This window comes from Caballeronia sp. GAFFF1 (assembly GCF_023630705.1).
In the GTDB taxonomy this organism is placed as follows: domain Bacteria; phylum Pseudomonadota; class Gammaproteobacteria; order Burkholderiales; family Burkholderiaceae; genus Caballeronia.
The window spans coordinates 53550-65603 of record NZ_JALQEM010000037.1; the positions used below are offsets into that span (position 1 = coordinate 53550).

Genomic DNA, 12054 nt, shown 5'->3' on the forward strand with positions numbered 1-12054 from the left:
ACACATCTGTCATTGCCTCAGGCGAGTCGGGCCTGGGTTAGTTCGGGTGGTGTGCGGCAGGGTGTTTCTTGCCACACTCTGCTAGCTTTCGAAAATCCCCGGTCGAGCAACCCAATGCTATATTGCGCGACATGCTCCGCCCTCAGGGGAACCGGCTCATGTGGCAATGACGGACGAATCCTCAGGCAGTACCGAAAACCCGGACGACGCCAATAGCCTGCGCCGCGACCGCGCGAACCGGTTGCTCGCGGACGTCGCGGGCGGTGACGAGATCGCGTTCGCCGAGCTGTATCGCGCGACCTCGCCACGCGTGTTCGGCGTCATCGTGCGCATGATTCATGATCGCGGCGAAGCCGAAGATCTGCTACAGGAAGTGTTCACCACCACATGGCGTCGGGCGAATACCTTCGATCCGGCGCGCGGCAGCGCCATCACCTGGCTGACCACGCTCGCGCGCAATCGTACGATCGACCGCATGCGCCAGCAGCGCGACGAACTGCTCGGCGAGAACGCCGCACCCGAGATCACCGACGAATCGCCGACGCCCGCCGTTGCCGCCGAACTGAACGAGGAACGGCTACGCCTCGAACAGTGTCTCAACCGGCTCGAACCGCAGCAAAAGAGCGCGGTCCGTGAGGCGTTCTTCACTGGCGCGACGTATGGCGAACTGGCGAGCCGGCTTGCCGTGCCGCTGGGCACTATGAAAAGCTGGATTCGCCGCAGCCTTATGCAACTCAAGCTTTGCCTCGAAGAATGAACACGCCCGCCGCCACCGACGACGATCTGCGCTGCGCCGAGTACGCACTCGGCGTACTGGATGCGCAAGCGCGCGCGGCGCTCGAAGCGGACCTGACGCGCGACCCCGAACTGGTGCGCACGCTCGAAGCATGGCAACGGCGACTCGCGCCGCTCGTCGATGAAATTCCCGCCATTGAACCGCCCGGGCGCGTGTGGACGCGAATCCGTGACGATCTCGGTTTCACCGCGGGGTCTTCGCGCGCGCCCGCACGCACCCGCTGGTGGGACAGTCTGAGCCTCTGGCGCTTTCTCGCGATTGGCGCGAGCGTGAGCGCGCTCGTTCTGCTCGGCCTGAACCTTTTGTGGTTGAAGCCAGCACCGCCGGCCCCGACGGCGGCAACGGTTCCCGGAGACTATATCGTCGCGTCAATTGCGGGCAAGGACGGGCTCGTGACCTGGACTGCAACCGTCGATGTGCGGCGCGCGCGCCTCGTCGTCACGCCCACGGCGCACGTCGATTTGCCCGCGAATCGGGCGACGGAGCTGTGGCTCGTCCCGCCGGGCGCGAAACCGGTCGCGCTTGGCGTCTTCCCCGCCAATCAGGCCGCGACGATCCCGCTCTCGCCCGAGATCGTCGCGCGGATGAATGCGCAGGGCGTGCTTGCGGTGTCGGAAGAACCGCCTGGCGGATCACCGACCGGCGCGCCGACCGGAGCCGTGATCGCGACCGGTCCACTGCATTCCACCTGACGACTTCTTTCTCGGCGACGTGCATCCGCGCCTGCGCCTCGCTCGAATCTATGAAGTCGACCATGTACAGCGCGGAGACCTGCGAGCACGAGTAATCCGCTCGTCCTGGAGACGACGACATGAGCAGTCAAACCGCGTCTCGCGAGATCGGCGGGCGAATTTCGCCGATCGCGTGAGCGCATTGCTATCCCCCATGGCTAAGCACTCCAAATGGCCGACTTTACTGCGCGGCCGCTCGCCAGCCGGTAACGATGCGAGAAGGGGCGGGGAAAATGAAAGCGTTTGTTACGACTCGAATCCGACCGGAGAGGAACGTTCGTATCGCCCAATGAGCGGTACACGTTCATTGTGACGTCCGCTCTTCTGCGGCGCTCACAGGGTCAAAGACGCGCCGTTCCCATCACTTAAAAGGAGTGGACATGGCTAACAACGCTTCATTGACGAGTGCGCTCGAGCGACGCGTCGAACGCAGGGAAAAGCGGCGCCAGTTTTTTCGAAGCGCGGGCGGGCTCGGTCTAGGGCTAGTCGGTGGAACGATCCTGGGTGCCTGCGGCGGCGGATCGGGGGACAGTGCGAACGCAGCGAGCGGCCCGACCGACGCCGAGATTCTCAACTTTGCGCTGAACCTCGAATATCTCGAAGCAACGTTCTATACCTATGCGACGACGGGTTCAGGGCTACCGGCCAACCTCATGACGGGTGTGGGAACGCCAGGCAAAGTCATTCCCGGTCAGCAGGTCAACTTCTCGGATCCCGTCGTCGCAGCGTACGCACGCGAGATCGCGAAGGACGAGCTCGAACATGTCGCATTCCTGCGGACGGCGCTCGGCGGTGCAGCGGTCGCCATGCCGGCACTGGATGTCGGCGGCACCGACCCCAATGGAGCTTTCTCGGTTGCCGCTCAGGCTGCGGGCCTCGCTCCGGCTGGTACGCCCTTCAATCCCTATCTGAATGACAACAACTTCCTGCTTGGTGCCTTCATCTTCGAAGACGTTGGCGTGACGGCTTATAAGGGGGCCTCACCGCTTATTACCAATAAAACCTATCTCGAAGCGGCAGCCGGCATCCTCGCAGCGGAGGCCTATCATGCCGGCCTCGTGAGGACGGTGCTTTACTCCAAGGGCATCCAGACACCGAGCCTCGTGACCGCAGCGCAAGCCATTTCCGACGCACGAGATTCACTCGACGCATCCACCGATGTCGACCAGGGCATCGCCGGCGCAAACAACCAGGTCTCCAACATCGTGCCCCTCGACAAGAACGGCATTGCGTTCAGTCGCAGCTATGACGACGTGCTCAATATCGTCTATCTGAATAAGGGCGCGGTGACGCAAGGCGGCTTCTTCCCCGCGGGGGTGAACGGAACGTTGCACATGAGTAGCGCCTTCGCGTGATCCCTTAGCCGACGAATGCAATCATCTCGGGGCATTAGATGGCGCGCCCCGTGATGCTCTGAGCATGGATAAAGGGGAAATACTATGACCGATCGATCTGTTGCTATGTCGCGCCTGAGAATCAGGCTTGCCATGGTCGCTACTTTGCTCGTCACAGGCGTGGTGCTTCAATCATTGCATTTTCGTCAGGCCGGATGATGTGCACGACCCTGACTGCATCTGCATACGCGACGGAACGTCTTAGCCAGCTTCCTTCTCTCGTGCCGTTTGGTCGGGCTCACAGAAAGCCAGGCGCGATCGTTGATGCCCAAGACTACTTGCAGAAGCGGGGACCGCGTGCCGACCAGCGCATCCAGCACGGACAAGCGCCGGCTGTGTTTGTCGAGTACTTCCGGCCATCAATGCTGGTTGCGCGAATTCAAAGGCTTGCGGCAGGTCGCGGGAACGGCGCACGCGTTTGTAAGGAAAGGCTTCGCTATGCAGCGTCGATCAAGCATGCAACAGCTACCCGGGAACAGACGAGGACATCGCGTTTGCGCTCAACCTAATACGCGACGTGCAGATGCGCGACCACCAGGATTCGGGAAGGATCATCGGTATTGTCCATTCAACCGGCGCTCAACTGATTCTATGGCGACTATTTTGGAGAGGCTACCACTGATGGTTCGAATTTCCGAACGTTCTACTTCGATCGGTCTATGTGTCCTTGCACTGTCGATTCTTGTCCCTTCCCTGCTCCTGAGGTTTAGTCAGCATCGGGTCGACGAGCAGGAGTGGTCGTCGACGCGACGCAATACGGTCTCAACCGGTCCCGTACGCGAGGAGGTTCCCGCAGTGAATTTCCTTCCCCTAAATTCTTCGTCACCTGACAACCTGGGTCGACTAAGGGAAAATCCGATCGATCGGCGAAGCGACAGAAGTTCCGCGCGCCATGCTGTCCAACCACGAAAGCCTAATGAGATCGATCTATCGACTCAGCGGCGAAATTTCCGCGCGGACTCCTACGCGATGCCTCTTCCTACCCGTCCGGTTCCTTCAAGGAAACAGGCGAGAGGCATAACGCGTCTTCACAGACAGGCAGCGCCTTCGGCTGACATAAGTAAGGTTCCAGTAGAGGAGCAGAGCAAACTCCGTGCGATAGTGGCGGAAAATACTTCGGCATCAAGTGCAAAAGACTCAGGTTCCCTTGCCAGCATCAATGCGAACGCGACTAGCAGTTCATCGCAGCCACCGCCCCAGGTGAACCTCCTACAAACTGATATTGACATAAACGGTGGCGCCCCAGCACCAATCTTCACAACGGCACCACGTCCAACGAGTCGAAAGCAAGTTGAAGACGACCTACACAACGCAAGGATGAACGGATCGCTTCCTCGCTTTGGTAACCCAGACCCATACGGTCCGGGTGGGTCGCCGAGCGAGGCGAATGATAAATCGAGATGACGTCGTCAACTATCAAACCACGGCGGGCATGTACGTTGTTGCCGTTGTGAAGAGAGACAGAGCGACGGCGATTCCTTTATTGCATGGCCTCTTAGTGCTCGTCCGCAGTGACCGTTAGGTCGGGATCGCGCTAAGCCCGAATTCGCATATCAATCAGCGTCATCTCAACGACCGCTGTCGACGGTGGACGGGACATATGGGTGTCTACGCTGACATCTTCGTGAGCGGCTGAAATTGGCCGATTCCAGAATTCCAGCGGTCACTATCGAACCGTTGGCAGCCGCTTCCGTCTGCGCGTGGCTGCAGTGGCTTACTTATCCACAGCTTAAGTGGATAACCGTGTAAATAACGCCCCGACGCGGGCGCTATGTTCTTGAATTGAAGGTCGAAACGCGTAGTGATGCGACCGGCGACACTTTGGTTATGTCAATCGGTGACTGCGCCGTGGTTGGTACGTCGTGGGAAAGGATTCCAGCCGCAGACAGCAAAGTCGCCATCGACTTGTGTTCTCTTTGAATCTGGGAGCGTCGTACTTGCCACCGGCTGCGATCGGCTTGCAATCAGCAAATCGATCCACCGAAAAAAACGGACGCATCGCGCGTCGGCAAAAGGCTCCAGGCGGAGCCCCTGAGAGATGGCCAGACCCAAACAAATGTGTCGCAGTCTGCGCCGACGCCGGCGAGCGGAAAACTAGCTCAAGCCGCCTGATTGCGACCGTCGGCTCGCTCGCGACTCGCTTACCATGATGACTCGTCGCGACTTAAAAGTTAGATATGGGAGAGCTTTTGCAACGTAGTACATCGGACTGCATGGAGCAAGCGTACGTTCTTGCAGAAACGAAACGTTGACTTGTTCGGACCCATACGCCGGCAGACAAAGACGGTGCGGTTGAGTGTGCGCGCTCTGTCCTCGCTGCGCGTCGATATCTGACTTCACCTCCAATGGCGCATCTTCTAGATCGACTTCCTAAAGAGGATGCGCAACCTCGCCAACGCTGATGAATCGAAACTCATAAGCACCGTCGCCGGTGCGATGGATTGAACCAGCACATGGGTAGGGGAAGTGTGCGGGCATTATTATCGTTTCAGTGTCGGCGTGCGTTTCGAAAAACGCGCGTCTAGATTGACGCGACTGCTCGGGATCGACGCAGAATCTGGTGTTCCAGTCGGGCTTTTCGCATTGAAATGGGCTGTGAAACAGATCGCCAGAGATGACTGCCCGCCGGCCATCACTTTCGATACAAACTCCGACGTGACCTGGAGTGTGCCCCGGGAGTGGAACCAAGTGAATCGACGAATTGATAATATGTCGATGATCGATGATATCGGCCTGGCCCGCCTCAAACAGCGGCAGGATGCTGTCTCCGATGTAATCTCCCGTTCGTTCTAGTGGCGACTTGGCCGATTCACTCGTCCAGAAATCCAATTCTTCTTTCACGAAAAGATACCGCGCCTTGGGAAACGTAGCGCGCCACCTCCCGTCTTCGTGATATGTGTTGCACCCCACGTGGTCCACGTGCAAATGGGTGGCCAACACCAAATCAATATCGTCGACGCCGACGCCAGCGGCCTCGAGCCGATCGAGCCAGCCGAACCTTGCGTGATTAAACTCGGGCCGCGCCCTTTGCTTGCAATCTCCGACACACGTATCCACCATCAGCCTCATACCCTCGCTTTCGATCAGGAAAGCCTGTATAGCGATGACGAGCCGCCCGCTGTCGACGTCGTACAGATTGGATCCAGAAGACGCGCGGCATGCCGACATGGATTGCACCGTTGCGTCAGGATAAATCTCCTGCCATCGCAACAGGGGTGCCACTGATTCAGCGATCACAGTGACTTTGACATCGCCGATTGAAAGTTGATATACGAGCGGCTGATGCTGATGGGAAGCCAATAGACTGTGCATGATGACGCAACGCAAATGGGGCGGTAGCTCAATGCCGCGCTGTGAAGAGGTGATGAAAGTCATTGGCGGCAGAGACGCCGCCACGACAGTCACGCTGCTTCGTCTGCGGACAACGCTTGATCCACTGGTTCCCGTGACCGGTTCTTAAGCAGATCCAGTGCGACATCGACAATCATGTCTTCTTGACCGCCCACCATCTTCCGTCTGCCCAATTCGACCAGAATGTCGACGGTCTTCAGGCCGTACTTGTTGGCCGCGAGTTCGGCATGACGCAAGAAGCTGGAATACACGCCAGCATAGCCGAGCGCAAGCGTTTCGCGGTCCACACGTACCGGCCGATCCTGCAGCGGACGGACGAGATCATCAGCAGCGTCCATGAGCCGGTATAGATCGCAGCCGTGATTCCAGCCCTGCCGCTCGGCAGCTGCAATGAAAACTTCTAGTGGCGCGTTGCCCGCGCCGGCGCCCATGCCTGCCAAACTCGCATCGATGCGATCACACCCCTCTTCCACGGCAACCAGCGAATTTGCTACACCGAGACTCAGATTGTGATGCGCATGCATCCCAGTTTGAGTACTGGCGTTGAGCACATCCTTGAATGCGCGAAACCGATCTCTCACATCGTTCATGCCTAGCGCACCGCCAGAATCGACGACGTACACGCAAGTCGCGCCGAAACTTTCCATCAGCTTGGCCTGTTCGGCGAGCTTCTCGGGCGTAGTCATATGGCTCATCATGAGAAAGCCGACCGCGTCCATCCCAAGTTCGCGAGCAAACTCAAGGTGCTGGCGCGATACATCGGCTTCGGTGCAATGCGTTGCGACGCGTACCACCCGCGCGCCTGCGTCGAAGGCATGGCGCAGATCGTGAGTGGTGCCGATGCCTGGGATCAGCAGTGTGGCGATTTTCGCAGTCTTGACGCTTTCGGCTGCGGCGGCAATCCACTCGACGTCGCTCTGGGCGCCGAATCCATAGTTGAAACTCGATCCTTCGATACCGTCACCATGGGCGACCTCAATGCTGTCAACCCCGGCATCGTCGAGCGCCGCAGCGATCGATTTCACGTGCGCGATGCTGTATTGATGACGGATTGCGTGGCTGCCATCGCGCAGGGTAACGTCGGAAATGTAGAGTGTTTTGCTAACAGAAGTCATTGCGTCGTCTCCTTGTAACCGCGCGCGATGCCAGCGGCGATCCGGCGCTCTGCCATCATGTCACCGCAGGCGAGCGCCGCCGACGTCATGATGTCTAGATTGCCTGCATACGAAGGCAAATAATGCGCTGCGCCTTCCACCTCGAGAAACACCGATGTTTTGAGGCCGTGCTTCAATCCAATACCCGGCACGTTGAGCGGCGTGTCCGGAGGGATTTCGTCGAACTGCACCGCCTGCTTGAGGCGGTATCCTGGAACGTACATCTGTACCTTGCGCACCATCTCAGTGATGCTTGCCTCAATGACCGCCTTATCGGCTTGTTCCGACAACACGAAAACGGTGTCACGCATCATCAACGGCGGCTCTGCCGGATTTAGCACGATGATGGCTTTACCGCGTGCCGCACCTCCCAACGCTTCGATCGCAGCGCGTGTCGTCTCAGTGAATTCGTCGATATTTGCGCGCGTGCCCGGCCCTGCCGATCGGCTGGAGATGGATGCAACGATCTCTGCATAGTGGACCTTGGCAACACGCGAGACCGCAGCGACGATAGGAATCGTGGCCTGACCGCCGCATGTGACCATATTCATATTTGTCGCGTTCTCGTCTTCGAGATTGATCGCGGGAATCACATACGGGCCGATCGCGGCAGGAGTCAGGTCGATCACCTGAATGCCATGAGCCTGCAATATGTCATTGTGGCGTTTGTGCGCCCCTGCCGACGTCGCATCGAATACGATGTCGATTTCCTTGAACACATCGAGTTTCAAGAGACCGTCGACGCCTTCCGCGGTCGTCGCTACCTTCATACGTGCCGCGCGAGCCAATCCTTCAGACTTCGGATCGACGCCGACCATAGCAGCCATCTGCAGGTGTCTGCTATTACGCATCACCTTTATCATTAGATCGGTTCCGATGTTGCCAGGCCCGATAATGGCGACTTTTACCTTGTCGTTCATGTGTGACTCCAAATGTGACTGGTCGCAAAAGCAACACGGGGCGTTGCTTCAGTCTTTGACGTTGAAACTCGCGCTTCCCAGTTGTTCCATATCGACCGAAACATGTTGTCCGGGCCTGATCCATTCAGCCGGAGTTGCGCCGCCGGCCATCACAATCCACCCTGCTTGCAGCGGCTCTCCCGCTCTAGCGGAAACACGCGCCGCGGCTACTAGTGAACGGAGCGGATGACCAAGCAACGCAGCCGTTGATCCGACTTGAACGACGCGCCCATCGATGTTCAGGGTTAGACCAAGGTTAGAAAAATCGATGTGCGGGTCACGCCAGGCACCGATCACGAAGCCGCTAGACGACGCGTTGTCCGCTATCACTTCTGGCAGTGAGAACTTGAAGTCCTTGTATCGCGAGTCGATGATCTCAAGCGCGGGAGCGATAGCTTCGACTGCGGCCAACGCTTGTGGGGCAGTCACGTCGCCTTCAAGCGGTCGCTTCAGGATGAAAGCGATCTCCGGTTCAACGCGCGGATGCACAAAGCGCGACAAGTCGATTGCCGTGCCCTCCTCAATCTGCATGTCAGCCGTTAAACGCCCCCAGATTACGTCCGACAAGCCCATCTGGGCCATCTTCGCGCGGCTGGTGAAGCCCATCTTCACACCTACGCGCCGCTGGCCTCGTTCGATGCGCCGTTGGATGGACGCGGCCTGAATGGCATACGCCGTATCAAGCGACAGACGCCCTTCAGGATCGAACTGCGAAACATCTGTCGCACTCACTGCCGCCTCATCGAGCAGCATTGCATACTCCAAAACATTGCTCATTGATGTACCTTACTCACGTCGTGATCGAAAAGTGCGCGCACGGAACCGAGACCGTTTATGCGTGCGTCGAAGGCGTCGCCCGGGCTGACGCCGACCATAGGCCCTAATGCGCCTGATAGAACCAGGTCGCCCGCCTTCAAAGGCGTGCCTCGCGCAGTCATCGTTCGGGCTAGCCAAACAACAGCATTGAGCGGGTTCCCCAGGCATGCCGCTCCGGCACCTACGGATACGAGACTTCCCTGCCGTTCCATCGACATCCCGCAAAGACGCAAGTCGAAACTCGATAGTTTGCGCGGCGCGCTGCCTAGCACATACGCCCCCGACGATGCGTTGTCAGCGATCGTATCGGTGATGCGGATATTCCAGTCGGCGATGCGACTACCGACGATTTCGAGTGCTGGCAATGCGTATTCGATCGCATTCAGAACGTCGACGTGGCCCGGATTCGGCACTTCGATATCTCGGCCCATGACAAAAGCGATCTCCGCCTCGATCCTCGGTTGGTGGAGAATCGCTGCGGGAATGGGTTCTCCGTCGCCATAGCCCATGTGGTCGAACAACATGCCAAAGTCGGGCTGATCGACTCCGAGTTGCTTCTGCACAGTCAGCGAGGTCAAGCCAATCTTGCACCCTACAAGGCGGCGACCGTTGGCAAGATGCTGATCAGTATTGATACGCTGGATCGCGTAAGCATCTTCGATGCTCATTTGTTCATAGGTCTCACGCAGTGGCGCGATACACTTACCTGTCATTGCTGCATCGCGCAGCGCGGCCGCAGCCTGTTGAGTGTCCATAAGCTTTCTAACCTCTCCAAAGTCGACAACGAACGTCATTCCAGCGACGGGGACACGGCTTAGAAGAACATGCTCTCAAGCGCCGCCCCGGGTTCCTCGGCTCGAATCAGTGCTTCGCCAACGAGAAAATTGTTGACCCCGATCGAACGAAGCGTCTGCACATCGTCTCGGGATCGAATGCCGGACTCCGAGATGACGGTTCTGTCCTCGGGTATTAGGTGCCGAAGTGCAATGGTTGTCGCGATGGACGTCTCAAACGTTGTGAGATCGCGGTTATTCACACCGATAAGAGGGGTCTTCAGCGCAAGCGCCCTTTCCAACTCCGCAGCGTTGTGCACCTCGACGATCACCGCCATCCCAAGGTCGGACGCAACGTTTTCGAGCTCCGTCATCGCGTGAACATCAAGCATCGCTGCGATGAGGAGGATGCAATCGGCTCCCATAGCACGCGCCTCCCAAACCTGGTACGCGTCGACGATAAAGTCCTTCCTGAGCACCGGAAGGCGTGTGGCCGAACGCGCAATACGAAGATCCGATGCGCTCCCGCGAAAAAACTCCCGATCCGTCAGTACGGAGAGGCATGCCGCCCCCGCCTGTTCGTATGAGCGTGCGATGCTGGCTGGATCGAAATCCGCCCGCAGAATGCCTCGCGCCGGGCTGGCACGTTTCACCTCAGCTACGACGCCAGGCAGCCCTGCGCTACTCCTCGCGCCCAACGCACCGGCGAAATCTCTGACATCTTCGGTCGTCGCGATCTTCTTTAGGTCGGGTAGCGGCATGCGCTCGCGAGCCAGCCCGACCTCCTGAGTCTTGAGTCGAACAATCTTTTCTAGAATGGTGCCCATACCGATACCCGAAGCGTTGGTCCTTCAGACTTCACATTCCCTGCAGTGCTACGGTCCTGCGCGCGTTACTCGTCTGTGAAACGGAGGGTCGGCGCCAGAGCGCATCCGGCCTTTTCAGAACTTGTGACGAATTCCGGCTACTACGGCCACTTGTTCTTTGGTACTCGATGGAGAGGACAAGAACAGGACGGCTGGTGCGTTCGATCCTGACGCACGAATGTAGTTAGCAAACGCAAATACATCCGTTCTCTTTGAAAGGAAGTACTCCACACTCACCTGCCCCTGGTTCCAGTGCGGGTTCGACGATACGCCCCCGTAGGCACCGTGGGTATAGAGATATGCAGCCGACAAGAAGAAAGCCGGCGTCACTCTGTACTGACCGACCACGCTCAGATTGTCGAGATGCAGACTTGTGTTGTCGAGATAGTTGTATCGGACATCAGAGACGATGCCTCCCAGGCTCAGCTTCTCGAAGTTATACTCTGCCCCACCGGCGGCTACGCGCTGTTTGCGTACGCGGACCGAGTTGCTGAGAGGACTGGTATGGAACAGTTGAAAGGGCGCACCAGCATAATCGTCCGATACCGCACCGCTCGGATTCGCAGTTCCGGGGTGATCGATCTCTAAATAGACGAGCGAATATCGCTGACTGGTAAGGGCGTAATTGAGCCCTGCGCTGAATGCGCGGTTCTGCTGAAAACTGCCTGCCTTGTTGCTGAACGCATATAGCGCCTCAAAACCAAATCCGCCCCATACCGGGCTCGCATATTTGACCGAGTTGCTGTACCGAAAATTGCCTTCGATGTTGTCGTTGCTACCTACGCTGACACCAAGGCCCGGGCCCATCGCCTGTGGTTCGATACGGTCCAGGTAGTCCCATAGCATCTCGTACTGTCGACCGACAGTGAGCGTCCCGTAAGTCGAACTCGACAATCCGACAAACGCTTGCCGGCCGAACATTCGCCCGCCTTGCCCAAGCTTGCCGCTGTTACTATCGAAGCCGTTCTCGAGCGTTCCAACCGCGGATAATCCGCCGCCCAGATCCTCGCCTATCTTGAATCCAACCCGATTATTTTGGTTGGCGCCGCTGATCATCGTCCAGTTGCTATGCCCGCCCTGGTTGCTAAAGTAACCGAGCCCGTTCGAGATGATCCCGTACAAGGTTACCGAGCTCTGAGCTAACGCGGTCGCAGACGCACAGAACGCCACGACAAGCATACCTAACTTTAGCCTCATGAAGACGCCTTTTGGGT

At 58.2% G+C, this 12054-nt stretch carries 10 protein-coding genes; 3 read left to right on the forward strand and 7 right to left on the reverse strand.

Annotated elements, in window-relative coordinates; translation table 11 throughout:
• Positions 1-166: 166 nt before the first annotated feature.
• From NCR37_RS22440 to NCR37_RS22450, 3 genes are all read left to right on the forward strand, one after another.
• Positions 167-757: a sigma-70 family RNA polymerase sigma factor gene (locus NCR37_RS22440; RefSeq protein WP_250475016.1), complete on the forward strand. Its 591-nt coding sequence runs from the start codon at positions 167-169 to the stop codon at positions 755-757.
• Positions 754-1488, forward strand: coding sequence for an anti-sigma factor (locus NCR37_RS22445; protein ID WP_250475017.1), 735 nt, complete (start codon positions 754-756; stop codon positions 1486-1488). Before NCR37_RS22440 ends, NCR37_RS22445 begins: the two co-directional genes overlap by 4 nt.
• 419 nt (positions 1489-1907) lie before the next feature.
• Entirely contained in the window at positions 1908-2882 is a 975-nt protein-coding gene (locus NCR37_RS22450) for a ferritin-like domain-containing protein (RefSeq protein ID WP_250475018.1), read from the forward strand.
• Between the two features lie 2409 nt (positions 2883-5291).
• Here NCR37_RS22450 and NCR37_RS22455 read toward each other — a convergent pair.
• From NCR37_RS22455 to NCR37_RS22485, 7 genes are all read right to left on the reverse strand, one after another.
• Positions 5292-6296 (reverse strand): MBL fold metallo-hydrolase, encoded by a 1005-nt coding sequence (locus tag NCR37_RS22455; RefSeq protein ID WP_250475019.1) that lies wholly within the window; start codon positions 6294-6296, stop codon positions 5292-5294.
• A 26-nt stretch (positions 6297-6322) separates the two neighbouring features.
• Positions 6323-7387, reverse strand: a complete 1065-nt coding sequence (gene dmpG, locus NCR37_RS22460; RefSeq protein ID WP_250475020.1) for a 4-hydroxy-2-oxovalerate aldolase — start codon at positions 7385-7387, stop codon at positions 6323-6325.
• Entirely contained in the window at positions 7384-8346 is a 963-nt protein-coding gene (locus NCR37_RS22465) for an acetaldehyde dehydrogenase (acetylating) (RefSeq protein ID WP_250475021.1), read from the reverse strand. The genes dmpG and NCR37_RS22465 overlap by 4 nt, the downstream gene beginning before the upstream one ends.
• A 48-nt stretch (positions 8347-8394) precedes the next feature.
• Entirely contained in the window at positions 8395-9162 is a 768-nt protein-coding gene (locus NCR37_RS22470) for a 2-keto-4-pentenoate hydratase (RefSeq protein ID WP_250475022.1), read from the reverse strand.
• Positions 9159-9956: a 2-keto-4-pentenoate hydratase gene (mhpD, locus tag NCR37_RS22475; protein WP_250475023.1), complete on the reverse strand. Its 798-nt coding sequence runs from the start codon at positions 9954-9956 to the stop codon at positions 9159-9161. Before mhpD ends, NCR37_RS22470 begins: the two co-directional genes overlap by 4 nt.
• Positions 9957-10015: 59 nt before the next feature.
• Positions 10016-10801, reverse strand: a complete 786-nt coding sequence (trpC, locus tag NCR37_RS22480; protein WP_250475024.1) for an indole-3-glycerol phosphate synthase TrpC — start codon at positions 10799-10801, stop codon at positions 10016-10018.
• 114 nt (positions 10802-10915) lie between these two features.
• The gene (locus NCR37_RS22485) at positions 10916-12019 is read right to left on the reverse strand and encodes a porin (RefSeq protein WP_502800578.1); all 1104 of its coding nucleotides are present in this window, start codon (positions 12017-12019) and stop codon (positions 10916-10918) included.
• Between the last annotated feature and the right edge of the window lie 35 nt (positions 12020-12054).

Excerpts from the sequence above, each read along its gene's own strand:
- NCR37_RS22440 (WP_250475016.1), top strand. The coding sequence starts at position 167 with ATGACGGACGAATCCTCAGGCAGTACCGAAAACCCGGACGACGCCAAT.
- NCR37_RS22465 (WP_250475021.1), bottom strand. The coding sequence starts at position 8,346 with ATGAACGACAAGGTAAAAGTCGCCATTATCGGGCCTGGCAACATCGGA.
- mhpD (WP_250475023.1), bottom strand. The coding sequence starts at position 9,956 with ATGGACACTCAACAGGCTGCGGCCGCGCTGCGCGATGCAGCAATGACA.
- NCR37_RS22485 (WP_502800578.1), bottom strand. The coding sequence starts at position 12,019 with ATGCTTGTCGTGGCGTTCTGTGCGTCTGCGACCGCGTTAGCTCAGAGC.
- NCR37_RS22450 (WP_250475018.1), top strand. The coding sequence starts at position 1,908 with ATGGCTAACAACGCTTCATTGACGAGTGCGCTCGAGCGACGCGTCGAA.
- trpC (WP_250475024.1), bottom strand. The coding sequence starts at position 10,801 with ATGGGCACCATTCTAGAAAAGATTGTTCGACTCAAGACTCAGGAGGTC.
- NCR37_RS22445 (WP_250475017.1), top strand. The coding sequence starts at position 754 with ATGAACACGCCCGCCGCCACCGACGACGATCTGCGCTGCGCCGAGTAC.
- dmpG (WP_250475020.1), bottom strand. The coding sequence starts at position 7,387 with ATGACTTCTGTTAGCAAAACACTCTACATTTCCGACGTTACCCTGCGC.
- NCR37_RS22470 (WP_250475022.1), bottom strand. The coding sequence starts at position 9,162 with ATGAGCAATGTTTTGGAGTATGCAATGCTGCTCGATGAGGCGGCAGTG.
- NCR37_RS22455 (WP_250475019.1), bottom strand. The coding sequence starts at position 6,296 with ATGACTTTCATCACCTCTTCACAGCGCGGCATTGAGCTACCGCCCCAT.